Here is a 25252-nt window from a genome sequence, read left to right as displayed (position 1 = left end):
CCTCGGGGATGGAAGGCCGTGTCCCGAAGGGCAGACCGAGCGTTCCTTCGGGGGAGCCGCTTGGAGAGACGCATTGGCCGTTGGCACGATCCCATGGGATGGATGCTGTTGCCCAAGTTGACCGAAAATGGCGAACCCGACCGCGTCAAGGATGTACCCACCGCCACCGCATTGCCTGCACATTCCTTCAATATGACCTCTTCTTGGCTCGCCTCCCCTAGGGTCGGAAGCTGCGGTTGCGAACCGGGGGGAGACGACAGCGATGGGTGACGGCAAGGTCCCCGGCAAGGTGCTGGACATCAAGACCGCCGACATCAAGGCGGCGGCACCGGCCTTCCAGCAGGGGGCCATCGATCTTGGCAAGGCCCTGACCACTCTCATCAAGACCCTGGACGGCCTTGGCGAGCCCTGGGGGCATGACGATCAGGGCAATCAGTTCGGCGGCGTCTACAAGCCGCATCAGAAGTCGATCGAGAGCGCGGCGGGCATCCTGGTGCTCGGGCTGACGAGCATTCACGAGGCCATGGTCGACATGGCCGACGGGCACGTGGACAACGACAAACTCGTCGCTGGCATGTTCACGGAAATAAAGACCCACAAGCAGAGCGACGGTGCCGGTGAGCGTTGAGTCCAAAGCCCGCCACATCCTTCTCGACATGGGCCTGTGGTGGCCCGAGGCCGACCCCGACAAACTGCGGGACGCGGCCAAAGCGTGGCGTGCCTTCGCCGACTCGGTGGATGACGTCCGCTCCCCGGTGCACCGCAGCGCGTCCGGGATCATCCACAACAACACCGGTGAGTCGATCGAGGCGTTCCACAAATTCTGGGACCGCTACGCCAAGGGCAAGGACGGCGGCTGGCTGAGCGACCTCGCGAAGTCCTCGCGGGACATGGCCAATGCCTTGGACAAGTTCGCCGGCGCCATCGACGACGCGATCAACAAGCTGTGGACGCGAATAGCCATCGACGCGGTCGTGATCGCGGGCGGCATCACGCTGGCCGTGCTCACCGCAGGCATCGCCTCCGGTGCAGCGGCGGCTGCGGCGGACGCGGTCATCGAGTTCGGCGCCACAATAGGCGTCGGCGTCTCCGCAGTGGTGGCCGACATCATCGGAGGCGCCTTCGCCGGCGTCGCGTTCGGCGGGGTCGAGTCGGTCACCATCGACGCTGCCGTGGCCCAGCCGCTGCAGATGGTAGCCGGTCTGCAGCACGGCTTCAGCCTGGACGAGGTCAACCAGGCCGCCAAGGACGGCATGATCTTCGGCGGCGCGCTCGGGGCGGGCGACGGCCTGCTGACGGCGAGCATGGAAGGGGGCCTCGCGGACACTCCGACGCTGCTGCGCCCACCGTCGCTCCGCCCCGACCTGGTCGATCTGGGCCCGGCGGCCCGCAAAGCCGACGACATGCCGTGTGTGGGCGAGCCGATCGACGTGGCGACCGGCGCGATGCTGATGACGCAGACAGACCTGTCGCTACCGGGGAGTCTGCCTCTTCAGTTCACCCGCACCCACCTCTCTTCCTACCGGGGCGGCGTCTGCTTCGGCCCGACATGGATCTCCACCCTCGACGAGTGCCTCCAGATCGACGGCGAGGGCGTCGTCTTCGCCGCGGCGGACGGCATGCGCCTGGTGTATCCGGTGCCGGAGCCGGGCGTGCCGACGATGCCGGTGAAGGGCCCACGCTGGCCGTTGGAGTGGGACGGCAAGCCGGACGGCGCGATGACGGTCACGGACCCGTCGACGGGCGTGACCCGGACCTTCGCCGCACCGGTTCCCTCGCCCACCTTCGGCGTGTTCCACCTGGCGCTGGACTCCTGGAGTGACCGCAACGGCAACCGCATCGAGGTCGAACGCGACGCCGAGGGAATCCCGTTCGGCATCCGCCACTCCGGCGGGTACTACGTCGTGGTCGACACCCAGGGCCCACGCATCACCGGCCTGCGCCTCCTGGACGAAACTCCGTCGCGGTACCGCCCGGGTACCGCGACCGACGCGGGCACCGTGGTGATGCGCTACAGCTACGACGGTTCCGGCAACCTGACCGAGGTCATCAACTCCAGCGGTGAGCCTTTCCGCTTCACCTACGACACCGAGGGGCGGGTTACCCGCTGGACCGACCGGAACGGAACCTGGTTCGGTTACGTCTATGACGAGCACGGCCGGGTAGTCCGCACCGAGGGCGTCGACGGCATTCTCGCCGGCACCCTGACCTACGACGACACCGCCCGCACGACGACGTACACGGACTCGCAGGGTCATGTCTCGGTCCACCGGTACAACACCGAGGGCCGGGTGGTGGAAGAGACGGATCCGCTCGGACATGTCACCCGCACGGAGTGGGACGAGTACGGCGACAAGCCGCTGACAGTGACAGATCCCGTCGGCCGCAGCACCGGCTACGCCTACGACCGCGCCGGAAACCTGGTTGAACTCGCGCATCCCGATGGCACGGTGGCCCGGGCCACCTACAACGCGCTCGGTCTACCGACTGAGGTGATCGAACCGGGCGGCGCTGTCTGGCAGCACACCTATGACGAGCGGGGAAACCTGCTGCAGACAGTCGACCCGCTCGGGGCTGAGACACGATACGCCCTGGATGACAAGGGTCGTCCGACGGCGATCACCAACGCTCTGGGCCACACCCGCACCGTGGCGTATGACGCTGCGGGCCTGCCCATCGCTGTGACAGACGAACTAGGCCATACGACGACAATCCGGCGCGATCCCTTCGGTCGAGTCATCGAGGTGACCGACCCTCTTGGCCACGCCACCCGCCTGGGCTGGACCACGGAGGGCAAGCCGTCGTGGCGTGAACTGGCCGACGCCACCCTTGAGTCCTGGACATGGGACGCCGAGGGTAACCTCGTCACCCACACCGATCCAGCGGGCAACACCACTCACCACACAGCCGCGCCCTTCGACCTCCCGGCTACCCGCACTGACCCGGACGGCACCCGGTATGCATTCACCTACGACACTGAACTGCGCCTGACCGGGGTCACCAACCCAGATGGGCGGACCTGGTCGTACATCTACGACGAGGCTGGCCGGCTGATCGCGGAGACGGACTTCAACGGGCGCACGCTGACGTACGCGCACAACGCTGCGGGAGAACTGATCGCCCGGACCAACGGCACCGGCGAGGTCATGCGTTTCACGCTGGACGCGTGCGGCCGGGTCATGACTCGGCAAGACGACGCCGGCGAGATCACGACGTACGAATACGGGCTGGACGGGGGGCTCCGGCGCGCGGTCAATGCGGATGCCGACGTGGCGTTCGAGCGGGACGCCCTGGGGCGAATCCTGTCGGAAACAGTCAACGGTCGGACGTCGATCTTTGAGTACGACGCCGCCGGTCGTCGTACTCGCCGCGTGACACCCTCCGGTCTGGCATCGGAATGGGCGTACGACGCGGCTGGACGCCCAATAGTGCTGCGTTCGGAGGCGGGCTCGGTCGCTTTCACCTACGACGAGGCGGGGCGTGAGACCGAGCGACGGTTGGGTGAGGCGGTGAGGCTGACCCAGAGCTGGAGCCCGACGGGGCGGTTGAGTGACCAGTCATTGGTCTCGACTCTGACAGGTGCGGGGCCGGAGCACCTGCTCCAGCACCGTACGTACGCCTACCGGGCCGACGGACATCTCACGGAGATCCGCGAACTGACTTCCGGTACGCGTCGCTGCGATCTGGACGCCATGGGGCGGGTCACGGGGGTACGGGCACACGGATGGACCGAAACCTATGCTTACGACGCGGCCGGCAACCTGCTCCAAGCGTCGGCCCCTGGCCACGCCTCAGAAGGCGGGCGCAAGTTCGAGGGCACACTCGTCCGCCAGGCGGGACGCACGACGTTCGAGTACGACGCACAGGGGCGCCTGGTCTGCCGGACGCGCGGGCTACTCAACGGGCAGAAGCGCCTCTGGACGTATGCGTGGGATGCAGAGGACCGGCTGAAAGAGGTTGTCACACCTGACGGTGACCACTGGCTCTACCGCTATGACCCGATGGGTCGGCGCATCTCCAAACATCGTGTCGGCGAGGACGGCTCAGCAGCGGATCGCATCGACTTCTCGTGGGACGACACGCGCCTTGCGGAACAGATCGATACGGACGGCAGGATCACCACCTGGGACTATGAGCCAGGGACCCATCGCCCAGTCGCGCAGACCGACCGGCGGGCGTCGTCGGCCGAGACTTCCTTCCTCGCCCGACTGGCCGAGGAGAGCAGCCTTGACATGAGGCCCCGTTTCCACGCCGTGATCACGGACGCCGTCGGCACGCCCATGGAACTGGTCTCCCTCTCCGCCGAACTTGCGTGGCAGTCTCGCACCACACTCTGGGGCACCAGGTTCCCCTCAGCCGCGGACTCCGAGGCAGCTGTGGACTGCCGGCTTCGGTTCCCGGGGCAGTACGCCGACGACGAGACGGGCCTCGACTACAACCTGTTGCGTTACTACGACCCCGAAACGGGCGGATACCTCACATCGGACCCAATGGGCCTCCTGCCTGGCCCCAACCCTCACGCCTATGTCGGCAACCCGGGGAGTGAGTCCGATCCGCTGGGCTTGTTCACGTGCAAGGTTGAGAACGCGCTCAAGAGCTGGCAGAGCCGGAAATACCAGTTCGGTAGCAATGAGTTCGTGCTCGACAAGAAGGGCATGGCACATGTCTTGGAAAGGCATCACCCGGAATACTGGGACGGGTCCGTCAAAGCAAAGCAGTCGTTCCTCGACGGGAAAATGTCAGTCCAGGATGTGCAAGATGCCATCACGGAGACGCTGAAGCAAAACCGGGACAAACTCGTCTCGCGCGGTCCGATGGGCATGTATCAGATCGAGGGTCGAGTGAACGGCGTGGACTACGTCCTCGGCATCAAGAATGGCCGCATCGGTCAATTTTATCCCGGAACCCTCGACAAGTAGGCTGGCTATATGATCGACATCAAGTCCTACCTGCGCACCAAGTCGGGATCGTTCGTCGACGTGGCGGAGGCAGGCTCTCCTCCTGCGGATCCTTCGTATGTCGAGGGAGCTATCGAGATGACCATCAACGGCGTACGGATCCTGGACCGGGAGCTCTGGGACTATGTCGACGAACTCTGGGCCTATATCGGCGATATGGTCCTGAAACTCGCGAACGAGGGCGAGGCGTCGACCTACTTCCCGGATCAGCCGATCCGCTTGTCGTTCAAGCGCCTGGGTGGTGGACTCGTCCTCGTGTCACTCACCTATGATGACGTCAAGCGGACGGTTTCCGTCGGGGAACGTGAACTCGTGGAAGCCTTGCGTCGGTCCGGCATAGAATTCTTCACGAGGATGAAAGAGCTGCTTCCTGAGAACGCCCTGGGGTACGACGATGCCTTGACGCGGCTCACGAGCTGAAGCTGCCGACAGGAGCCTGGGGCGCCCGCCCAGAGTTGGCGGGGGCCAGTTCACTTTCGAAGTGATTCCTGTGATGGTGCGGCAGCATGAGGCCGAACGGCATACCAGGCAGAGGACTTCATCGCAGACGGAGCGCTGGGGGACGTCTGTGGCTCGACACGGCCATGAGTGCCCCGTCACCGGTGCGCGTACTGAGTGGTCTCCTGCGGGCACGCGGGGTGTCGCGTGTGCCCGCCAAGTCGTAACAAGCAGAGTTGCTGTTCCCTCCGGCGACCACTGCCGGAGGGAACAGCCTTAACCTCGATATCCCGCAAGGCCGTCAACTCGGCGCGGTCGTCTCACTCCAGCAGTTACGACGATTGCCCCGTAACGGGGCCAACGGACCCAGGGCTTCGGTGAAGTCGGACGGCGTCTGTTTTGTGATCATGCGAGTCCGAGGAGGGTGAGGGGGCGGTGCGGGTCGCGGGCGGTCCGCCGCAGTCCGGCGGCGATGTTGGTGGCGCCGTTGAGTTTGTGGGCGCCGATGGCGAGGTTGCGCCAGGTCGCCATCGCCCGGGGTGCGTTGCCGGTCCGCAGTTGGGAGGCGTCCTCAGCGAAGGTCACGTCTCGCGTGTGGTGCAGGGCTTCGATCTTCCAGTGGTCCTTGATCAAGGCGGCGAGCTGAGTCGGGGCGGCCTGCTCGGCGCTCAAGCTGGTGACGGCGTACACGGTCTTGATGGTGGTCTTGCCGGTCCTGCGGTCGGTGCGCCGCCGCTTGAGCTGGATGGCCTGGCGGGCGCCGGGGAAGAGCAGATTGTTCACGGTGGCGGCCTTGATCCTGCGGATCTCGCTGCGGCCGTGGCCGACGCCCTTGACTCTTCCCTGGAGCGGGATGTCCTTCCAGGGCAGGGCCTTGAGCTGCGCACGGAGCTTCTTCGCGTTGCCCTTGACGATGACGATGTAGTGGGCGCCGCGTCCGAGCAGATAGGTGGCGTGGTCACGTTGGGTGTGGAGCGCGTCGGTGGTCACGACGGCTCCGGCGAGGTCGGCCACCGTCTCCAACAGCGGCTGGAAGCAGGTGATTTCGTTCGTCTTCTCGCCGACGTCCAGCTGGGCCAGGACCAGGCCGGAGGTGTGGTCGAGCGCGGCCAGCAGGTGGATCTTGCGGCCGTCGGCGCGGGCCGCGCCACGCAGGCTCTTGCCGTCCACGGCCAGTCCCTGCAGAGCGGTGGGCTTGCTCGGGCGGGTTCGCCGGTCGGCGAGCCAGCGCCCGACCGCGACGTCCAGCGCGTCGGCATCGATCCGGGCGAGCAGGCGGCGCACGGTGGTTTCGGCCGGCCGGCTGCGCTGCGGCATCACCGGGTCAGGGCGGATGCCGAGCTGCTCAAGCACAGCATCGGGGGCGTCGGCGATCCACTCGCCGACCGCCAGCAGCGAGGTCGCTCCGGCCAGGACCGCACAGGCCGTCAGTGTGAGCACGACGGCCAGAGCGTGGCGCACTCCGCGTGGATCACGGGGGTCAGGGACGTCGGTCAGGCGCTCCAGTAGCCCCGGCACTTCTGCCGAGGCGGGCGCGCGGTGGGCGCGGAGTTGGTCAAGAGCGGCAGGGATCGGGGATGATGCGTCGGCAGGCACGGTCTTCCATCGGGATCACGGGGCGTCGAGAACTCCATGATCTTGGAAGCCGTGCCTGCTTCGCCTACCACCTCGCTGTATCTGACTTTTCGTCACGAACCGGACCCCGTCCGACTACGCCGAAGCCCTGGGCCCAGGTGCCCGACCCGCGAGACCCCCGCGGCGTCCGGCACGCTCTGGTTGCCGTGCTCGCGCTGACCGCGTGCGCGGTTCTGGCGGGTGCGACCTCTGTTCTGGCAGTCAGCGAGTGGATCGCCGACGCCCCGCCGCACGTCCTGGAACGCCTCGGCATGCGCCTCGATCCACTGTTCCCGAAGCGGTTCCTGCCTGCGGAAACGACGGTCCGGCGGCTACTGGCCCGCATCGACGGCGACGCGCTGGACGGGGCGGTCGGACGCTGGCTCGCCGACCGACGCCCGAAGGCGACTGGGCTGCGCGGCCTCGCAGTGGACGGCAAAAGCCTGCGCGGCGCGGCCAAGGCTAAGGGCCGCAAGATCCACCTGCTCGCCGCACTGGAGCACACCACCGGCCTGGTCCTGGCCCAGCTGGACGTCGGCGAGAAGACGAACGAGATCACCTGCTTCCAGCCACTGCTGGAAACCGTCGCCGACCTGGCAGGAACCGTCGTCACCAGCGACGCGATGCACACCCAGCGCGACGCACGCCGACTACCTCCTCCGCCGGGACGCCCACTACATCGTGATCGTCAAGGGCAACCAGAAGAAGCTGCGCCGACAGCTCCAGTCCCTTCCCTGGAAGGATATCCCGCTTCAGGGTCGCACCCGGGGCATCGGCCACGGCCGCTCGGAGATTCGCCGGATCAAGGTCGCCACCGTGAACAGCCTCCTCTTTCCCGGAGCCCGCCAGGCTGTCCAGATCAAGCGCCGGCGCACCGAGCGCAAGACCGGCAAGACCACCGTCAAGACGGTCTATGCCGTTACCAGCCTCACCGCCGAGCAGGCCACCTCGGCCCAGCTCGCCGAACTCGTCCGCGACCACTGGATGATCGAGGCCCTGCACCATGTCCGCGACACCACCTTCGCCGAGGACGCCTCCCAGCTGCGGACCGGCAACGCTCCCCGCGCGATGGCCACCTGGCGCAACCTCGCCATCGGAGCCCTCCGCACGGCCGGAGTGAAGAACATCGCGGCTGGCCTCCGCCGCAACGCCCGCGACCCCCGCCGCCCCCTCGCACTCCTCGGCCTCGGATGATCACGAACCGGACGTCATGCGACTACGCCGAAGCCCTGCCAACGGACCTGGCTCAATAGGTATATGGAGATTGGCGAGCACTGGGCATACCGAGCGAGGCCGAAGGAGCTGGGCGGCCCTGTCAGGCAGGTGGAGATCGTTCGGGTGGGCGGTCGTGGCAGGTCTGACTGGATCCACGTCCGGTTCCTGCAAGGCGATGACGCCCGGCGTCACCCGCTGCCAGTCGTACGTACGTCGGCCCGGCTGCTTGGGCACGTACCGGACCTGCCTCTGCCGCTCGCGGAAGCCGACCTCGTACGTCCTGCCGTGAACGGTGAGCAGGGGCCTGGGCTGCTTGCGCTTCTTGGACACAGTGATCTCGCCGTGGCGGCCGACTGCCTGCTCGGCGAGGAGCCGGAGCAGCGAGAGGACTCGCGGAAGGACCTCCTCCGAGATCTCGAAGGCGCTGTGGTCCGCCGTGACAGCGGCGACCACGTCCTCGACATCGCTGATCACCCGGCTGCGCGCCAGCCGGATCCGGTTCCACTCGGTGTCGTCCTCACCCGACACCCTGAGCAGACCGAGGAAGAAGTCCCCCTTCGCCCGGCCGCTGTACTTCAGGTGGTACCCCTCGGGCGCACACTGCCGGGCTGCGTCGAAGGCCCTGCGATAGCGGGCTCGCTCCTGGTCGCTGGGGTTCGGGATCCGGAGGAACCGCCCAGCCTGCTGCACTTCCGCGATCAAGGCGGCTCCGATTTCCGCCGGCGACGCCTGCGGGGGCTTGGCGGCGCGTTGCGGCGCCGGCTTCGTCGTGGACGGAGCTGTTTCTTGCTTCTGCGGAGGAGGGGCCTGGCCGTGTCCGTTGCTCGGAACCCGCCGACCGCTGCTTGCGCGGCGCCGGTTCCGGCCGGTCCGGGTGATGACCGTGTTCCAGGTAGAAGCGCCCTGCGTCAGTGATCTCCGCCTGCCACTTCCCATCCTGCTTGGGCATGGTGATCAGACGCCGCTCCTTGAGCGCGCGGGCGGTGAGAGCGAACTCCGGGCTGTCCGACGTGACGGGGTCGGCTCCGTCCCCGATGCGGGTGAGGAGTGCGAGCTGCCGGTCATTCAACGGAGACCATCGGTGCATGGCGATCGTCGTACCGCCTGTGATCGGCCTCGCACAACTGTAGGGATGACCCTTTCCCAGCGTGAGCGGCAAAGAGCGGGCCGGACGGCGAACGGCCGCTCGCTGAGAGCCGCCGGGAGCCGGTTTCTGGAAGTCGGCTCCCAAACGGCTCCCAAAACGGGGCGACAAAGCAAACCAGGCCCGGTGCTGATCTCTCAGCACCGGGCCTGACCTGGTGTTTCCCTGTCGGGGTGGCGGGATTTGAACCCACGACCTCTTCGTCCCGAACGAAGCGCGCTGCCAAGCTGCGCTACACCCCGATGTCGCTGCTCGTTGCGGCGACGACGTTTACTTTAGCCCACCGGTGGCTGGAGACGAAATCCGGTTCAGACGCGGTGGCGTACCGGGGTCGGGCGGACGTGGTCCAGGGTCACGAGCAGAACTGCCAGGGCGTAGATCGCAAGGCCCAGGAGGAGGGCGTTGGCCAGGGTGCTGCGGTAGCCGTGGGCGTCCACGTCGAGGAAGGGATAGAGGTAGCGGGAAGGGGCGGAGGGCGGGAGGAAAGCTGCTCGGGCCAGGGAGAAGGCCAGATAGGCCAGGGGGTAGAAGAGCCAGGTCACGGCCTGGCGGAGGTGCAGGCGGGTCGCGGGGGTGAGGAACAGCCAGTCCAGTAGGGCCAGTGCGGGGGCCAGCGTGTGGAGGAGTTGGAGGGCTACCCACTGGGCGTGCCAGCGTTCCGGGGGTGTCGTCGCGGCCGTCATGGAGAACGGGGGCGACGCGTGGCCCAGGAGAAGGTGATAGGCCAGCGCGGTGATCAGGGCGTAAAGCAGGGCGGCACCCGTTATGGCGGACGGGAGCGGGCGGCGGGCTCTCCAGGCTCTGGCCGCAGAGAGGAACATGACCAGGGCCAGCAGTGCGTTGGTTTGGATGCTGAAGTAGCTCAGGGTGCGTGCCGGGGTGCCGAGCAGGAACTGCAGGGCGACGCCGGCGGCTGCCACCACGGCGGTCAGTAGGCGGAACACCGCTGTCGGGGGGCGGCGGGCCGGGGCCACCACCGCTGTGGCCGGCACCGGGGCGGGCAGCAGCAGGGGCGGGCCCGGGACCGCGGGCAGGTCCGGGATGTCCCTGGGTATCGGGGCGATCATGTCCTCACGCTAGGAGCGGCGGAGGAGCGGAGCCATGTGGACTGGTCCGGGTGGGTTACGTCCGTACGGTGGGGTTTCGCACCGTGAAGCATCGCACCCGCGTCGAGCCGCGTCGCACCGTGAGGGGGTCGTGGGGTGAAGCTTCGTACCGTGCGGCTTCGTACCGTGCGGCTTCGTGCCGTTGTGTGGCCTCGGATCGTCGTGCGGCCGCGTGGGGCGGGGTTCCGCCCGCCCGGCTACTCGCTCCCGGTCAACGTCAGCAGCGTCGCTTCCGGGGGGCAGGCGAAGCGGACGGGGGTGTAGCGGCTGGTGCCACAGCCTGCCGAGACGTGGAGGTAGGACGTGTTGCCCTCTGCCGAGTGGGTGGACAGGCCCTTCACCCGGTCCGTGTCCAGGTCGCAGTTGGTGACCAGGGCGCCGTAGAAGGGGATGCACACCTGGCCGCCGTGGGTGTGGCCGGCCAGGACCAGTGGGTAGCCGTCCGCGGTGAAGGCATCCAGCGCGCGCAGGTAGGGAGCGTGGACGACGCCCATCGAGAAGTCGTGTGCCCCCGACGGGCCCCCGGCCACCCGGGTGTAGCGGTCACGTTTGATGTGGGGGTCGTCCAGGCCGGTCAGCTCGATCGACGCACCCTCCACTTTCAGTGTGCCCCGGGTGTTCGTCAGGTTCAGCCAGCCCGCTGCATCGAAGGCGTCCCGGAGGTCCTCCCAGGGGTTGTGGACCGCGCCCACCACCGGCGGGTTGCCGTTCAGACCGTGGCGGCCGCTCGTCCTCTCCAGCAGGTAGCGGGCGGGGTTGCGGAGTCTGGGGCCGTAGTAGTCGTTGGAACCGAAGACGTACGCGCCCGGGAACTGCATCAGGGGTCCCAGCGCGTCCAGGACCTCTGGGACACCCTGCGGGTCGGACAGGTTGTCGCCCGTGTTGATCACGAAGTCCGGGCGCAGGCCGGCCAGCGCCTGCAGCCAGCGTTGCTTCTTGCGCTGACCGCTCACCATGTGGATGTCGGACACCTGGAGTACCCGCAGCGGGCGCACGCCCGGGGGGAGGACCGGGACCGTCACCCGTCGGAGGCGGAAGGAGCGGGCCTCGAAGCCCGCCGCGTACGCCAGCCCGGCGGCGCCAGCCGCCATGATTCCCAGGGGTACTCCGTATCGCGCGCGCATGTGTCCATCGTGTCAGACCGGGGATCACCGCGGAGACCGGCCGCCGTCCAAAACGACAGGCGTACGGACCAGTACACCTGCGACAATCGACGCCATGACCACCACGCTCAAGTCGAAGCTGCAGGACGACCTCAATGCCGCGATCAAGGAGCGCGACGAGCTCCGCTCCTCGACGCTCCGGTTGACGCTCGCCGCGATCACCAAGGAGGAGGTCGCGGGCAAGGAGAAGCGGGAGCTCTCCGACGACGAGGTTCTCAAGGTGATCACTCGTGAAGCGAAGAAGCGCCGCGAGGCCGCGGACGCCTTCGCTCAGGGCGGACGTGGCGAACAGGCCGAGCGGGAGAAGGCGGAAGGCGAGGTGCTCGCCGCGTACCTGCCCAAGCAGCTTTCCGATGATGAGCTGAACGCGATCGTGGCCCAGGCGGTGGAAGAGGCGAAGGCGGCCGGTGCGGAGGGGCCGCGTGCCATGGGCGCCGTCATGAAGATCGTGAATCCGAAGGTGGCCGGCCAGGCCGAGGGCGGTCGCGTCGCCGCGGCGGTGAAGAAGCTGCTTCAGGGCTGAGCGACGGCGAAGACGGGCACGGCGACGCGGTGGCGCCAACAGCGCGACGCTGACGGCACACGACGGCGCCCCCAGCGGCAGTGGCGACGGCCGAGTACGGCTGCGGGGCCGCACCCCTGAAGGGTGCGGCCCCGCAGCCGTACTCGCCGGGTCCGAGGTCCCGGGACGGACCTCGGGCCTAGCCCCGTCGACCTCCGAAGCCGTTCCCGTTGCCGCCGCCGTTGCTCTGGCCCTGGATGAGGTTCCCGGGGAAGGAGAACGTCGGCGCCGGTGCCGTGCCGCCGGTGGTGCCTCCTGCGGTGCCGCCGCCGGTCGTGCCTCCGTCAGCCGGGCCGCCGATCAGTCCGCCGATCAGCCGGCCGGTGGTGTCGCCGTTGTGCCCGTCGTCCCTCTTCCCGTGGCCTCTTCCCTGGCCGTTCCCGCTGGCGTTGCCGTCGGGGATGTCGACCAGGTGGAAGTCCTCGACGGGCTTGCTCTCCAAGGCGCCGGACATCATGTCGCGCCAGATCGGACCCGGGACCTCACCGCCGAACACCTTCGCGTGCGAAATGCCGCCGATGGTGATGTCGATCATCTTTCGGTGGTGGGCCGGGTCGCCGACCCAGACTGCGCCCGCCATGTTCGGGGTGTAGCCGACGAACCAGGCCGCGAAGCGCTCGTCCGTGGTGCCCGTCTTGCCGGCGCTCGGGCGGCTGCCGAGGCCGGCCCGCTGACCCGTACCGTCCTCGACCACGCCCTTGAGGAGCGTGGTGACCGTGTCGGCGGTCTTCTCCGACATCGCGCGTGAGCAGGTCGACTTCGGCACCGGCAGGGACGTCTGCTTGCTGCCGGTCTTCCGGGTGACCGACTCGATGGCGACCGGCGTGCAGTACATCCCGCGCGTGGCGAAGGTGGCGTACGCGTTGGCCATGGTCAGCGGGGACATCTCCTGCGTGCCGAGCGCGATGGAGGGGGCCTGCTTGATCGCGTTGCCGTCCGCGCGCTCCACGCCCATCTTCTTGGCCATCTTGATGACCGGGCAGATGCCGATGTCGCTGATCAACTGCACGTAGTAGGTGTTGACCGACTTGGCGGTCGCCTCCTTCATGCTGTACGGGCCGTGTTCCGACGCGTTCTCGTTCTTGAGGGGGGAGGGCTTCTTCGGATCGTCGCGCCAGATCTTGCCGTCACACGCGGCCACGGGCGTCGGGTACATCATCTGGTACGGCGACGAGTACTCCTGCGTCGCGGGTTTGCCGCCCTCGATGGCGGCCGCCGCGACGATCGGCTTGAACGTCGAACCGGGTTGGTAGCCGACGCCGCCGCCCATGTCCTGGTTCACGGACAGGTTGAGCGTCGTCTCGTGTTCGGAGGCGTTCATGCCGTACGGCCGGGACTGCCCCATGGCGAGGATCCTGCCCGTGCCGGGTTCGACGATGGTCGCGGCGGTCGCCACGTCGTCGCCCTTGTAGACGTGGTCCTTGATGGATGCCTGCACGGACTGCTGTGCCTGCGGGTCGAGTGTCGTACGGATCGTCAGCCCGCCCCGGTTCCACAGCTTCGCCCGGGCTGCCTTCGTCTTGCCGAAGACCGGGTCGGTCAGGACGACCTCGCGCACGTAGTCGCAGAAGAAACCGGCTCCCTGGACCGCGGTGATGCAGCCGTTCTTGGGTCGGCTGGGGTGCAGTCCGAGCGATTTCTCCTTGGCCTGGTCCGCCTCCTTCTGGGAGATGTCGCCGACCTCGGCCATGCGCTGCAGGACGACGTTGCGCCGCTTGGTGGCCTCCGCCTCGTCGTTGATCGGGTCGTAGCGGCTCGGGGACTGCACGATGCCGGCCAGGAGGGCGGCCTGCTGGAGGTTCAGGTCCTTGGCGTGCTTGGAGAAGTAACGCTGGGAAGCGGCCTCGACACCGTAGGCCTGCTCGCCGAAGAACGTGATGTTCAGGTAGTTTTCGAGGATCTTCTTCTTGCCGAGCTTGTCCTCGATCTGGATCGCGTACTTCAGTTCGCGGATCTTGCGGCCGAGGGTCTGCTGGGTGGCCTGGGCGACCTTGGTCGGGTCGTCGCCGGCCTCCTCGATGAAGTAGTTCTTCACCAGCTGCTGGGTGAGGGTGGAGGCGCCCTGGGTGACCCCGCCTTCCTGCGCGTTCTTGTTCAGGGCGCGCAGGACGCCTTTGAGGTCGACCGCACCGTGCTGGTAGAAGCGCGAGTCCTCGATCGCAACGATCGCCTTCTGCATGTACGGCGAGATGTCCTTGAGGTCGACCACCGTACGGTCGCGGGAGTAGACGGTCGCGATCTGCTTCCCCTGGCTGTCCAGGATGGTTGTGCGCTGACTGAGCTGGGGGCTCTTGAGGTTGGCCGGGATCTCGTCGAAACTCTCGACCGAGCCCTTCGCCGCGAGACCCAGCGCGCCGGCGGCGGGCAGTGCGAGGCCCGCCATCACGGCTCCGGCGAGCACACTGACACCGAGGAACTTGGCGGCCTGCTGCATGGTCGACAGACCACCGCCCGAGCGCTTCTTTGGCATGAGGGCAGCCTAATCCGTACTGTTGAGCGTTCCGATGGAGCGACCGCCTCTCGGGATGTTCCGACTACCGGATCGTGATGTACCAAGTGACGCACCAGGTGACGTACCGCATGATGCGTGAGGTTATGCACCGGGTCGTCCATCGGGCGGGGGGCCGGTCGACGTCCAGCTGAGGGGGCCGACCCGCATCACGGCGTGGCAAAGCACGCCGCTCGCGTTCGTATTTTCCGGACACACGCGAAGGCCTTGGCCTAAGCTGCTCTCAACTGTCACAGCCGTGCCGTCACCTAGGAGTACGTGCGGCACCCCCGAAACGTTCTGGGTGCGCCCCGATTTTCTGAGGGACGTGTCCGAATTCGCCTCGCGTGTCACTCGGCGTCCGGCGTGACGCACCACAGCTGCCCCGGAATGCCGGGATAGTCGTGTATGTCGCCAGCTCACTCCCGCGGGTGATCTGCCGCTTACCCATAGTCCGTTCGGGCCATTCAAGATTGGGCCCGAAGGGGGTGTTGCGCTGTGCCTACCTTCCGTAACGTCCTCAACTGGCGGCGGTGAATATGCCGCTGCCGCCGTGGGGGAGCCTCGATTCGGGAGAGGACGGCGCCGGTATGGGCTGGGTAACCGACTGGAGTGCGCAGGCTGCCTGTCGCACTACTGATCCGGATGAACTGTTCGTTCAGGGAGCAGCGCAGAACAGGGCCAAGGCGGTGTGCACGGGATGTCCGGTGCGCACTGAGTGTCTGGCTGATGCGCTGGACAACCGCGTCGAATTCGGCGTGTGGGGAGGCATGACGGAGAGGGAACGCCGCGCGCTGCTGCGCCGGCGGCCTACGGTGACCTCTTGGCGCAGGTTGCTGGAAACCGCCCGCTCGGAGTATGAGCGAGGCGCGGGGATCGTTCCCCTCGACAACGACGAGGTGTACGAGCACTACGCGGCCGTGAGCTGAGGGCATCGCCCTCCGGCGCGTCCTCGAACGCATGGCTCCGACCCGGCATACGCTGCCGGAAGCTGCAGCCGAGTGCCCCGGGAAGCGCGGTCGGGCATACACCCGGGGAGAATCCGACGGGGCGCACGTCCTCGGAGGTATCGACTGGGCCACGCCTCCGAAGATGCCTAGGGTTTAGGCCTCGTAAGACGTCAGCCGGGCGTGTCGCGCGGAGAGTGCCGGAGAACGCCGGTCTGCCGCAAGCCACGGGAAGCGCCGGCCGGGCGGAAAACGCCCGGGGGAGCCACGGGCCACCCACGGCCTGCGCGTTGCGTTCCGTAGGGCCGTGCAGGGGAACGCGCCGTGTGTGACTCCCCGCGTACGGTTGCTGGCAGCCGCCGGCTCACCGGGCATGCCGGCTGTGCGCGCTAGGACGGTTCCGCCCGTCCCGCCGCGCCTGCTGCCAGCTGGTTGCCGATGTCACGTAGGCCCGCGAGGTCGTGCACGTCGCCGGGCAGCGCGGGGACGTCTACCACCGCCACCTCGGGGTGGCGGGCGGTGAAACGATCACGCGTGCGCTGCTCACGGGAGAGCAGCTGCATGCGCTCGGCATGCAGCCTCAGCAGGCCTGCGGTGAGCTGGTCGACGGAACGCGTCGCGTCGGCGGGGGAGCCTTCCTCAGGAGTGGTCTCACCGGTCGCTGTGCCACCGGTTGTGCTTTCTGTCGTCGTTCCACCGGTCGTGGGTCCAGCGGTCGGGGTACCGCCGGTTGTGCTCTCAGGCGCGGGAGTGCGTGAACTGCCATACGTGTCGGGAGAGTTACGGAGTCCAGCTTTCCCTTCCCCTTGATCCACAATGCGAGGGTCCTCAAGATTTTCCGCGGCGGCGAGCGCCCGTTCGGCGGACAGCCGGTCGGCTTCACTGCCGTGGACCCGGTTCAACACCAGGCCGACCAGGGGCATGTCCTCCTCGGCCAGCCGCTCCACGAAGTACGCGGCCTCGCGCAGCGCGTCCCGCTCCGGGGCCGCCACCACCAGGAAGGCCGTACCCGGCGCCTGGAGCAGTCTGTACGTGGCGTCCGCGCGCGTGCGGAATCCGCCGAACGTGGTGTCCATCGCGGCCACGAACGTCTGCACGTCCTTCAGCAGCTGACCGCCCAGCAGCTTGCCCAGCGTGCCGGTCATCATCGACATGCCGACGTTCAGGAATTTCATGCCGGCGCGTCCACCCAGCTTGGCGGGTGCGGTGAGCAGACGGATCAGACGGCCGTCCAGGAAGGAGCCGAGCCGCTTGGGCGCGTCCAGGAAGTCCAGCGCCGAGCGGGACGGCGGGGTGTCGACCACGATCAGGTCCCACTCCTCCTTCGCCCGCAGCTGGCCGAGCTTCTCCATCGCCATGTATTCCTGCGTGCCCGCGAAGCCCGCAGAGAGCGACTGGTAGAAGGGGTTCGCAAGGATCGCGGCCGCCCTCTCGTGGTCCGCGTGCGCCTCCACGACCTCGTCGAAGGTGCGCTTCATATCGAGCATCATGGCGTGGAGTTCGCCGTCGCCGTCGGTGCCCTTCACCCGGCGCGGCACATTGTCGAGTGAGTCGATACCCATCGACTGGGCCAGCCGCTTGGCCGGGTCGATGGTCAGGACGACCACCTTGCGGCCCCGCTCGGCCGCCCGCAGGCCGAGGGCCGCCGCGGTTGTCGTCTTGCCGACCCCGCCCGAGCCGCAGCACACCACGATCCGCGTCCCCGGGTCGTCCAGCAGCAGGTCGACGTCGAGCACGCGCGCGGGGGAAAGATGACGGGCTGATTCCAGCGCTTTGGCCGGGTCCGGACTCATGACAACCCCTGCTTCCGCAGCTCGGTGGCGAGTTCGTACAGGCCCGCCAGGTCCATGCCCTCGGTGAGCTGCGGCAGTTCACCCAACGGCAGTCCCAGCTCGCCGAGGGCCGCGCGCTGTTCTCGCTCCAGCGCATACCGCTCGGCGTACTCCGCGGCCTGCCGTAGCAGCGGATCCACCAGCTTCTCCGCGTTCCCACCCCGCCGTGCGCCGCCGAGCCCGGCGGACGAAAGGGCCCGGGCGATCGAGGAACGCTCGATGGTTCGTACGAGTTCCAGATCAGTCGCGTCCAGTGCCTGCGGCCGGACCATGTTCACGATGACCCGGCCCACCGGCAGCCGCGCCGCTCGGAGTTCGGCGATGCCGTCGGCCGTCTCCTGTACCGGCATTTCCTCCAGCAGCGTCACCAGGTGCACGGCCGTCTCCGGCGACTTCAGCACCCGCATCACCGCCTGAGCCTGATTGTGTATCGGGCCGATCTTCGCCAGGCCCGCCACCTCGTCGTTGACGTTCAGGAAGCGGGTGACGCGGCCGGTCGGCGGGGCGTCCATGACGACGTAGTCGTACGTGAACGTGCCGGACCGGTCCTTGCGGCGCACCGCTTCGCACGCCTTACCGGTCAGCAGGACGTCTCTGAGACCGGGCGCGATGGTGGTGGCGAAGTCGATCGCGCCGAGCTTCTTCAGGGCCCGGCCCGCGCCGCCCAGTTTGTAGAACATCTGGAGGTAGTCCAGAAGGGCCCGTTCGGGATCGATGGCCAGTGCGTACACCTCGCCGCCCCCGGGAGCGACGGCGATCTTCCGCTCCTCGTAGGGCAGCGCCTCGGTTTCGAAGAGCTGTGCGATGCCCTGCCGGCCCTCGACTTCCACGAGAAGCGTCCGCTTCCCCTCGGTCGCGAGGGCCAGCGCGAGGGCGGCGGCGACCGTCGTCTTTCCGGTCCCGCCCTTGCCGCTGACGACCTGGAGCCTGCTCACGCCTTCGAGACTAACCAGTCAGGCCGACGGTCACGCGGGAGGCTGTGGATAACGGCGCTTGGGTCGCTCACATCTTCGGTGAAAACGTGGCGGCCGTCTGCTGCGACCGGGGGCGCCACCATCCTGTGCGGGGCGGTGCAGGTCCCTGTGCGGGGCGGCACCGTCCACCGTGGACGGTAGCGCCCGTGGTCGGCCGCCTGCCCCAGGGGGCGCAGCGGCTACAGTCGCCCATATGACCAAGTGGGAATACGCAACCGTGCCGCTGCTCGTCCACGCGACGAAGCAGATTCTGGACAACTGGGGTGAGGACGGCTGGGAACTCGTCCAGGTCGTGCCCGGGCCCAACGACCCCGAACAGCTCGTGGCCTACCTGAAGCGGGAGAAGCAGGCATGAGCGCGATCGAGGCCAAGCTGGCCGGACTGGGTCTGGCGCTGCCGGAGGTGGTACCACCGCTGGCCGCCTACCAGCCGGCCGTGCAGTCCGGTGCCTATGTGTACACCGCCGGTCAGCTGCCGATGGTGGAGGGCAAGCTGCCGGTCACCGGCAAGGTCGGCGCCGAGGTCACCCCGGAGGAGGCCAAGGAGCTGGCCCGCACCTGCGCGCTGAACGCGCTGGCCGCCGTGAAGTCCGTCGTCGGAGACCTGGACCGCATCGCACGCGTGGTGAAGGTCGTGGGCTTCGTCGCCTCGGCGTCCGACTTCACCGGGCAGCCCGGTGTCGTCAACGGCGCTAGCGAACTGCTCGGCGAGGTCCTCGGCGACAAGGGCGTGCACGCCCGCAGCGCGGTCGGCGTCGCAGTGCTGCCGCTGGACGCGCCGGTGGAGATCGAGATCCAGGTCGAGCTGGTTCCGTAGGCCCGCCCGACGGGCCTTTGACCTCGGGCACCTCTCGAACATTCGCCCGGTACGGGATAGCCTCCGGCCATGGCGAATGGGCAGTGGTATCCCCCTGAGTGGCCGGACCGCATCCGCGCGCTCGCGGACGGCACCCTCACCCCGGTGTCCCCCCGGCGCGCGGCCACGGTGCTGCTGCTGAAGGACACCGAGTCCGGCCCGGTCGTCCACATGCTGCGCAGGCGCGCTTCCATGGCCTTCGCCGGGGGCGCGTACGCGTATCCCGGTGGTGGTGTCGACCCGCGCGACGACGACCGCCGCGTCCGCTGGGCGGGTCCCCCGCGCGCGTGGTGGGCGGACCGTCTCGGCGTCGACGAGACGGGCGCCCAGGCGGTCGTCTGCGCGGCCGTGCGGGAGACGTACGAGGAGGCGGGCGTGCTGCTCGCCGGGCCCGACGCTGACTCGGTGATCGGCGACACCACCGGCACGGACTGGGAGGCCGACCGGGCCGCCCTGGTTGCGCGTGAGCTGTCGTTCGCCGAGTTCCTGGACCGGCGCGGCCTGGTGCTGCGCTCGGACCTGTTGGGCGCCTGGACCCGCTGGATCACCCCGGAGTTCGAGGCCCGCCGCTACGACACCTGGTTCTTCGTGGCAGCCCTCCCCGCAGGACAACGTACTCGGAACGCCTCCACGGAGGCCGACCGTACGGTGTGGATCCGCCCCGCAGAGGCCGCCGCCGGCTACGACGCGGGCGAGCTGCTGATGATGCCGCCCACCATCGCCACCCTGCGCCAGCTGCTCCCGTACGGTACCGCCGCCGCGGCGCTCGCCGCGGCGCCCGCGCGCGACATGACGCCGGTGCTGGCCAGCGCCCGTCTCCAGGACGGCGAGATCGTGCTGTCCTGGCCGGGGCACGACGAGTTCACCCAGCACGTCCCGACCGCGCAGACCCCGTCCGCGGGAGGCCCCGCATGACCGACGCAGCAGCTCTGCCGGGTCAGCCCCGGGGCGGAGTCCTCTCGGGCCCGGCGACCGAGCGGGCCGTCAACGTCCTCGCGCCCAATCCCTCCGCGATGACCCTGGACGGCACCAACACCTGGATCGTCGCCGAGCCCGACTCCGACCTGGCCGTGGTGATCGACCCGGGGCCGCTGGACGACGGGCACCTGCGCAATGTCGTGGAAACGGTCGAGAAGGGCGGTAGACGGATAGCCCTGACCCTGCTCACCCACGGTCACCCGGACCACGCCGAGGGCGCCACCCGCTTCGCGGAACTGACCGGCACACCGGTGCGCGCGCTCGATCCGGCACTGCGGCTCGGCGACGAAGGCCTGGCAGCCGGGGACGTGATCACCGTGGACGGCCTGGAACTGAGGGTCGTACCGACCCCCGGGCACACCGCGGACTCCCTGTGCTTCCACCTGCCTGCCGACCGGGCCGTGCTGACCGGCGACACCGTACTGGGGCGCGGTACGACGGTCGTGGCGCACCCCGACGGGCGGCTCGGTGACTACCTGGACTCCCTACGCCGTCTGAGGTCCCTCACGGTGGACGACGGGGTGCACACGGTCCTGCCGGGCCACGGGCCGGTCCTGGAGGACGCCCAGGGTGCCGTGGAGTTCTACCTCGCCCATCGCGCGCACCGCCTCGCCCAGATCGAGACGGCCGTGGAGGACGGCTACCGTACCCCGGTCGAGGTCGTGGCACACGTGTATGCCGATGTGGACCGCTCGTTGTGGCCGGCGGCGGAACTGTCGGTGCGGGCCCAGCTGGAGTATCTGGGTGAGCACGGGCTGATCTGACCCGGTTGCGTGGGCCCGGCCGACGGGCTCGGTCCGGTCAGTCGCGGGCGTGCCCGGGCAGGCTCGGCATCAGGACCGGTCGGCCGGGCGAGGCGGATGGGGCGTTGGCCGATCCCGGCCTGGCCGGTCCAGCCTGAGCGACGCAGCGCCAGCGCCGCGTGTCCAGTGCCGCGGCCTAGTCCTCCGGGCGAGGGGCCTTCACACCGTGGACGCGTGCGTACTCCGTGGCGAGCCACGGGCCCAGGTCATCGGTGTACGTGCGCAGCACGTCGGAGTCGCCGACCGGCTCGTAGCCGTGCTCCGCCGCCCTGCGCAGCTGTGCGCCCCGCTGCGGGTAGAAGGCGGCGAACACCTCGGCCATCTCCCGCAGGTCGCTGGTCCATCCCTGCCAGCGGGGCATCACGAGCGTGAAGCCGGTGCGGACGAGGTGCCGGGACAGGAAGCGCACCAGCGGACGGCGGGCCTCCTCGGTGTCCTCGGCCGCGCTGATCCGCTCCCGCCAGTGCGGCAGCCACCGGGCGAGGTCGCCGTTGGTCTCGCGGGCGAGCAGGGAATCGGGACGGTAGCGGGGGAGCTGGGCGGCGAGGTCGTCGCCGAGCAGCGGGGTGCACAGGCAGGCGACGAACCAGCCGAGGTCGTGGCGCTCCAGGTCGCTCAGCAGCCGCTCCTTGCCGTACAGCAGTGTGCCGACGCCGTCGACCTGCGGGAACTCGCCGTCGACCGCCGCACTGAGCGACAGGACGGCGTCCCGGTCAGCGCCGGTCGGCTCCTCCCGGAGCGCGACCAGCAGATCCAGGTCGCTGCGCCCCACGCGCGCGGTACCACGCGGAATCGACCCGTACAGGTATGCGCTGTGCAGCCGTCCCCCGAAGACGTCCAGGAGCCGGTCGCGGGCCGCGGCCACGGCCGGGCGAAAGGCGTCCGCCACGCGCGCGAGGGAACCTTCGCGCTCCATGAAGCCCTGAGCATCGAGACCTGTGGGGCGGATCGTTTCAGCCATGGCTGCACTATGCCTGTCCGCGCAGGTCCGGAGCCATCGAGGACGCCGGGGAGCGGAACCCATCGGGGGTTGCTGCACGCAGGAACGCAGCCACCTCGGGAACGCAGCCGTTTGGGGCACGCAGTCACCTCGGGAACGAGGCCGTTTGGCGGAACGCAGCCGTTTTGGGAACGAGGCCGTGCGCGCAGGTGCGGGGGCAGCAGCCCCCGGAAACCTCAACGCGAACGCTTCGCCAGCCTTTCCACGTCCAACAGGATCACGGCTCGCGCCTCCAGGCGAAGCCATCCGCGCTGGGCGAAGTCCGCCAGAGCCTTGTTCACGGTCTCGCGAGAGGCGCCGACCAACTGGGCCAGCTCTTCCTGGGTGAGGTCGTGGACGACGTGGATGCCCTCCTCGGACTGCACGCCGAAGCGGCGGGACAGGTCCAGCAGCGCGCGCGCCACACGGCCGGGGACATCGGAGAAGACCAGGTCGGACATGGCGTCATTGGTCTTGCGCAGTCGGCGGGCGACGGCACGCAGCAGGGCGCCGGCCACCTCGGGCCGGACGTTCAGCCAGGGCTGGAGGTCGCCGTGGCCCAGGCCCAGCAGCTTGACCTCGGTCAGCGCGGTCGCGGTCGCGGTACGCGGGCCCGGGTCGAACAGCGACAGCTCGCCGATCAGCTCACCGGGGCCGACGACGGCGAGCATGTTCTCGCGGCCGTCGGGCGAGGTGCGGTGCAGCTTCACCTTGCCCTCGGTGACGACGTACAGCCGGTCACCGGGGTCGCCCTCGTGGAACAGGGAGTCGCCACGCGCGAGGGTCACCTCGCTCATGGAGGCGCGGAGCTCCGCGGCCTGCTCGTCGTCGAGTGCCGCGAAGAGCGGGTTGCGCCGCAGAACGTCGTCCACGAGTTCTCTCCTTGTCGACCTGCTCAGGGGATCTTGCTCCCCCGTGTGCCAGGGGACCGTGTTCCCCATTTTGCCGGACGGTCCAAACAGTGTGATCTGTCACAAGGATGCCGCACAGGTGTCCCGAGGTAAGCGTCAGGGGTCCAATCGGGGACTGTTCTTCCGGGTCCGCAGCGGCGGCAGCCGCCGGACCCGGGGATCGCCGGAGGCCCAAATCGCCGGTAGGACACCGGCGGAGACGGTGGTCCGGGACCGTCCGCGTGGCCGCAACCAACGATTCCGCTGTGGGCGAACAGCATCCCGGGTGTGCGATAAATCGGGCGAATTGGGGCGGGTGGCCGCGCGGAGACCTGTCCCGCTCGCCTCGGACCCGGCCGGGGCCGGCGGGCCGGCGTTCGTCGGGGCACCCGTCGTCCGCCGGCTCCGGACCGTGTTCAGCCCGGCGGGCCTCCACGAAGCCGCCTGTGTGGGGCTACGCGGGCGCCGCGCCGTACGGTTGCGCGCCGGTCCGGCGGGGCCGTATCGGCCGTGTGACCCCTCGGGCGGAAGCCGCAGGACCTCGCCCAGCCCTGTGGGTCGGGCCCCGCAGTGCCGTGCGGCCCCGCGTCCTGGTGATCGGCCACCAGCGCCCGATCGGTCGGCGTAGCCTTCGTGCATGGCAGTGAGCAAGGTGCGCAAGGCGGTCACGGCGGTGCCCAAGGCCGTGAAGCCGTGGAAGCCCGAGTCGCGGACGGCGCTCGTACGCCGAGCACGCAAGATCAACCGTGAACTCGCCGAGGTGTACCCGTACGCCCACCCCGAACTGGACTTCGAGAACCCCTTCCAACTGCTGGTCGCTACCGTCCTGTCGGCCCAGACCACCGACCTGCGCGTCAACCAGACCACTCCGGCGCTCTTCGCCAGGTTCCCGGTTCCCGAGGACCTGGCCGCGGCCAACCCGGAGGAGGTCGAGGAGATCTTGCGCCCCTGTGGCTTCTTCCGGGCCAAGACCAGGTCGGTCATAGGGTTGTCCAAGGCGCTCGTGGAGGACTTCCGCGGTGAGGTGCCGGGGAAGCTGGAGGAACTGGTCAAGCTGCCCGGTGTCGGCCGCAAGACCGCCTTCGTCGTCCTCGGTAACGCTTTCGGGCGGCCCGGGATCACTGTGGACACGCACTTCCAGCGGTTGGTGCGGCGCTGGAAGTGGACCGAGGAGACCGAGCCGGACAAGATCGAGGCCGCCGTCGGCTCGCTGTTCCCGAAGAGTGCGTGGACCGATCTGTCCCATCACGTGATCTGGCACGGCCGCCGTATCTGCCACGCCCGCAGGCCCGCCTGCGGTGCCTGCCCCATCGCCCCGCTCTGTCCGGCCTACGGCGAGGGCGAGACCGATCCGGAGAAGGCGAAGAAGCTCCTGAAGTACGAGAAGGGCGGCTTTCCCGGCCAGCGGCTCAAGCCCCCGCAGGCCTACCTCGACGCGGGCGGCAGGCCGGCGCCGCCACTGGGGGTCGCGTAACGGAACGATCGCGGGGCGCTCGGGCGTGGGACAGGCGGATCGAGGGGGAGCGACGGGGCGGCGATGACGAGGGACAGCGAGACGAGGAATCGCGAGATCGGGGCGAGCAACAGCGGGCCGATGGCCGGTCGGGCGAGACCCGGTGAAACACGGGGTGGCTCGGTGATGCTGAGCAGAGCTGGGCTGCCGGACTGGCTGGACCCGGTGGCGCGGGCTGCCGAGACGGTCGAGCCCTTGCAGCTCAGCCGCTTTCTGCCGCCGGACAACGGCTCGGGGCGGCAGTCCGCCGTGCTGATCCTCTTCGGTGAGGGCGAGCGTGGCCCTGAGCTGCTCTTGATGGAGCGCTCAGGTTCTCTGCGCTCGCACGCCGGGCAACCGTCCTTCCCGGGCGGGGCGCTTGATCCGGAGGACGGTGACCCGCGGGGCGACGGGCCGCTGCGAGCCGCACTGCGCGAGGCCGAGGAGGAGACCGGCCTCGATCCGACCGGTGTGCAGCTCTTCGGTGTCCTGCCCGCCCTCTACATCCCGGTCAGCGGCTTCGTCGTCACGTCAGTGCTGGGCTGGTGGCGCAAACCCAGCCCGGTCGGCGTCGTCGATCCGAACGAGACCGCGCGCGTGTTCACCGTCCCCGTGGCAGATCTCACGGACCCCGACAACCGGGCCACCACCGTGCATCCCAGCGGGCACCAAGGCCCGGCATTCCTGGTCGAATCGGCCCTGGTGTGGGGCTTCACGGCCGGGGTGATCGACCGCCTGCTGCATTTCGCCGGCTGGGAACGTCCATGGGACAGAGACAAGCAGGTCCCGCTCGGCTTGCGCTCATGACAGGGTG

At 68.7% G+C, this 25252-nt stretch carries 19 protein-coding genes, 1 tRNA gene and 3 pseudogenes; 13 read left to right on the top strand and 10 right to left on the bottom strand.

Annotated elements, in window-relative coordinates:
• Positions 1 to 262: 262 nt before the first annotated feature.
• The 3 genes from LK06_RS14230 to LK06_RS14220 are packed head-to-tail and all read left to right on the top strand — an operon-like array spanning position 263 to position 5378.
• Complete coding sequence (locus tag LK06_RS14230; protein WP_039651266.1) at positions 263 to 628, top strand: hypothetical protein; 366 nt, start codon at positions 263 to 265, stop codon at positions 626 to 628.
• Entirely contained in the window at positions 618 to 4919 is a 4302-nt protein-coding gene (locus LK06_RS14225) for a DUF6531 domain-containing protein (RefSeq protein WP_267894071.1), read from the top strand. The genes LK06_RS14230 and LK06_RS14225 overlap by 11 nt, the downstream gene beginning before the upstream one ends.
• A 9-nt stretch (positions 4920 to 4928) precedes the next feature.
• Complete coding sequence (locus LK06_RS14220) at positions 4929 to 5378, top strand: hypothetical protein (protein ID WP_052319059.1); 450 nt, start codon at positions 4929 to 4931, stop codon at positions 5376 to 5378.
• A gap of 582 nt (positions 5379 to 5960) precedes the next feature.
• Here the strand turns inward: LK06_RS14220 and LK06_RS14215 are convergent.
• A pseudogene (locus tag LK06_RS14215) lies at positions 5961 to 6857 on the bottom strand (ISAs1 family transposase); the annotation flags it as partial.
• A 116-nt stretch (positions 6858 to 6973) separates the two neighbouring features.
• On the opposite strand from LK06_RS14215, the pseudogene LK06_RS34870 reads away from it, so the two are divergent.
• Both LK06_RS34870 and LK06_RS34865 read left to right on the top strand, forming a co-directional pair.
• Positions 6974 to 7591: pseudogene (locus LK06_RS34870) on the top strand (transposase family protein); the annotation flags it as partial.
• Positions 7592 to 7691: 100 nt separating this feature from the next.
• Positions 7692 to 8045, top strand: a pseudogene (locus tag LK06_RS34865) (ISAs1 family transposase); the annotation flags it as partial.
• A gap of 159 nt (positions 8046 to 8204) precedes the next feature.
• Here the strand turns inward: LK06_RS34865 and LK06_RS34340 are convergent.
• The 4 genes from LK06_RS34340 to LK06_RS14190 all read right to left on the bottom strand — a co-directional run bounded on the left by LK06_RS34340 (position 8205) and on the right by LK06_RS14190 (position 11599).
• On the bottom strand, positions 8205 to 8927 hold the full coding sequence (locus LK06_RS34340; RefSeq protein ID WP_234367409.1) for a hypothetical protein: 723 nt from the start codon (positions 8925 to 8927) through the stop codon (positions 8205 to 8207).
• Positions 8928 to 9537: 610 nt separating this feature from the next.
• Positions 9538 to 9611, bottom strand: a tRNA-Pro gene (locus tag LK06_RS14200).
• A 66-nt stretch (positions 9612 to 9677) separates the two neighbouring features.
• Positions 9678 to 10436, bottom strand: coding sequence for a Pr6Pr family membrane protein (locus LK06_RS14195; RefSeq protein WP_039651264.1), 759 nt, complete (start codon positions 10434 to 10436; stop codon positions 9678 to 9680).
• Between the two features lie 236 nt (positions 10437 to 10672).
• Positions 10673 to 11599 (bottom strand): metallophosphoesterase, encoded by a 927-nt coding sequence (locus LK06_RS14190; RefSeq protein WP_043433798.1) that lies wholly within the window; start codon positions 11597 to 11599, stop codon positions 10673 to 10675.
• A gap of 94 nt (positions 11600 to 11693) precedes the next feature.
• Between LK06_RS14190 and LK06_RS14185 the strand changes: the two genes are divergently transcribed.
• The gene (locus tag LK06_RS14185; RefSeq protein ID WP_039651261.1) at positions 11694 to 12161 is read left to right on the top strand and encodes a GatB/YqeY domain-containing protein; all 468 of its coding nucleotides are present in this window, start codon (positions 11694 to 11696) and stop codon (positions 12159 to 12161) included.
• Between the two features lie 178 nt (positions 12162 to 12339).
• Here LK06_RS14185 and LK06_RS14180 read toward each other — a convergent pair whose 3' ends face one another.
• Positions 12340 to 14670, bottom strand: coding sequence for a transglycosylase domain-containing protein (locus LK06_RS14180; RefSeq protein WP_174673873.1), 2331 nt, complete (start codon positions 14668 to 14670; stop codon positions 12340 to 12342).
• A 608-nt stretch (positions 14671 to 15278) separates the two neighbouring features.
• On the opposite strand from LK06_RS14180, the gene wblA reads away from it, so the two are divergent.
• Positions 15279 to 15617 carry a transcriptional regulator WblA gene (gene wblA, locus LK06_RS14170; RefSeq protein ID WP_174673986.1) on the top strand — a complete coding sequence of 113 codons (339 nt, stop codon included), beginning with the start codon at positions 15279 to 15281 and terminating at the stop codon, positions 15615 to 15617.
• Between the two features lie 407 nt (positions 15618 to 16024).
• On the opposite strand, the gene bagB is transcribed toward wblA, so the two are convergent.
• Positions 16025 to 17428 (bottom strand): ATPase BagB, encoded by a 1404-nt coding sequence (gene bagB, locus LK06_RS14165; protein ID WP_039651257.1) that lies wholly within the window; start codon positions 17426 to 17428, stop codon positions 16025 to 16027.
• Positions 17425 to 18402 carry an ATPase BagA gene (gene bagA / locus LK06_RS14160; protein ID WP_039651255.1) on the bottom strand — a complete coding sequence of 326 codons (978 nt, stop codon included), beginning with the start codon at positions 18400 to 18402 and terminating at the stop codon, positions 17425 to 17427. The genes bagB and bagA overlap by 4 nt, the downstream gene beginning before the upstream one ends.
• 232 nt (positions 18403 to 18634) lie before the next feature.
• On the opposite strand from bagA, the gene sp36 reads away from it, so the two are divergent.
• The 4 genes from sp36 to LK06_RS14140 all read left to right on the top strand — a co-directional run bounded on the left by sp36 (position 18635) and on the right by LK06_RS14140 (position 21038).
• A complete protein-coding gene (gene sp36 / locus LK06_RS14155) occupies positions 18635 to 18796 on the top strand; it encodes a Sp36 family protein (protein WP_071659064.1) in 162 nt (53 codons plus the stop codon).
• Entirely contained in the window at positions 18793 to 19257 is a 465-nt protein-coding gene (locus tag LK06_RS14150; RefSeq protein ID WP_039651252.1) for a RidA family protein, read from the top strand. The genes sp36 and LK06_RS14150 overlap by 4 nt, the downstream gene beginning before the upstream one ends.
• Positions 19258 to 19326: 69 nt before the next feature.
• Complete coding sequence (locus LK06_RS14145) at positions 19327 to 20211, top strand: NUDIX hydrolase (RefSeq protein WP_039651251.1); 885 nt, start codon at positions 19327 to 19329, stop codon at positions 20209 to 20211.
• On the top strand, positions 20208 to 21038 hold the full coding sequence (locus LK06_RS14140) for an MBL fold metallo-hydrolase (RefSeq protein ID WP_039651249.1): 831 nt from the start codon (positions 20208 to 20210) through the stop codon (positions 21036 to 21038). Before LK06_RS14145 ends, LK06_RS14140 begins: the two co-directional genes overlap by 4 nt.
• Positions 21039 to 21213: 175 nt before the next feature.
• On the opposite strand, the gene LK06_RS14135 is transcribed toward LK06_RS14140, so the two are convergent.
• Both LK06_RS14135 and LK06_RS14130 read right to left on the bottom strand, forming a co-directional pair.
• Positions 21214 to 22038: a nucleotidyltransferase domain-containing protein gene (locus LK06_RS14135; protein WP_043433796.1), complete on the bottom strand. Its 825-nt coding sequence runs from the start codon at positions 22036 to 22038 to the stop codon at positions 21214 to 21216.
• Between the two features lie 215 nt (positions 22039 to 22253).
• Positions 22254 to 22928, bottom strand: a complete 675-nt coding sequence (locus tag LK06_RS14130; protein WP_030734182.1) for a Crp/Fnr family transcriptional regulator — start codon at positions 22926 to 22928, stop codon at positions 22254 to 22256.
• A 655-nt stretch (positions 22929 to 23583) separates the two neighbouring features.
• Here LK06_RS14130 and nth point away from each other — a divergent pair.
• Positions 23584 to 24420, top strand: coding sequence for an endonuclease III (gene nth, locus LK06_RS14125; RefSeq protein WP_039651243.1), 837 nt, complete (start codon positions 23584 to 23586; stop codon positions 24418 to 24420).
• Positions 24421 to 24585: 165 nt separating this feature from the next.
• Complete coding sequence (locus LK06_RS14120; RefSeq protein ID WP_411572770.1) at positions 24586 to 25245, top strand: NUDIX hydrolase; 660 nt, start codon at positions 24586 to 24588, stop codon at positions 25243 to 25245.
• Positions 25246 to 25252: the final 7 nt, after the last annotated feature.

It is taken from the genome of Streptomyces pluripotens, assembly GCF_000802245.2.
Lineage (GTDB): Bacteria > Actinomycetota > Actinomycetes > Streptomycetales > Streptomycetaceae > Streptomyces > Streptomyces pluripotens.
The sequence above is the reverse complement of the archived record's forward strand: the minus strand, read 5'-3'. Positions and strand labels throughout refer to the sequence as shown.

Coding starts and splice junctions, on each gene's coding strand:
- LK06_RS14230 (WP_039651266.1), top strand. CDS start 263: ATGGGTGACGGCAAGGTCCCCGGCAAGGTGCTGGACATCAAGACCGCC.
- LK06_RS14220 (WP_052319059.1), top strand. CDS start 4,929: ATGATCGACATCAAGTCCTACCTGCGCACCAAGTCGGGATCGTTCGTC.
- LK06_RS14195 (WP_039651264.1), bottom strand. CDS start 10,436: ATGATCGCCCCGATACCCAGGGACATCCCGGACCTGCCCGCGGTCCCG.
- LK06_RS14190 (WP_043433798.1), bottom strand. CDS start 11,599: ATGCGCGCGCGATACGGAGTACCCCTGGGAATCATGGCGGCTGGCGCC.
- LK06_RS14185 (WP_039651261.1), top strand. CDS start 11,694: ATGACCACCACGCTCAAGTCGAAGCTGCAGGACGACCTCAATGCCGCG.
- LK06_RS14180 (WP_174673873.1), bottom strand. CDS start 14,670: ATGCCAAAGAAGCGCTCGGGCGGTGGTCTGTCGACCATGCAGCAGGCC.
- wblA (WP_174673986.1), top strand. CDS start 15,279: ATGGGCTGGGTAACCGACTGGAGTGCGCAGGCTGCCTGTCGCACTACT.
- bagB (WP_039651257.1), bottom strand. CDS start 17,428: ATGAGTCCGGACCCGGCCAAAGCGCTGGAATCAGCCCGTCATCTTTCC.
- sp36 (WP_071659064.1), top strand. CDS start 18,635: ATGACCAAGTGGGAATACGCAACCGTGCCGCTGCTCGTCCACGCGACG.
- LK06_RS14150 (WP_039651252.1), top strand. CDS start 18,793: ATGAGCGCGATCGAGGCCAAGCTGGCCGGACTGGGTCTGGCGCTGCCG.
- LK06_RS14145 (WP_039651251.1), top strand. CDS start 19,327: ATGGCGAATGGGCAGTGGTATCCCCCTGAGTGGCCGGACCGCATCCGC.
- LK06_RS14140 (WP_039651249.1), top strand. CDS start 20,208: ATGACCGACGCAGCAGCTCTGCCGGGTCAGCCCCGGGGCGGAGTCCTC.
- LK06_RS14135 (WP_043433796.1), bottom strand. CDS start 22,038: ATGGCTGAAACGATCCGCCCCACAGGTCTCGATGCTCAGGGCTTCATG.
- nth (WP_039651243.1), top strand. CDS start 23,584: ATGGCAGTGAGCAAGGTGCGCAAGGCGGTCACGGCGGTGCCCAAGGCC.
- LK06_RS14120 (WP_411572770.1), top strand. CDS start 24,586: ATGCTGAGCAGAGCTGGGCTGCCGGACTGGCTGGACCCGGTGGCGCGG.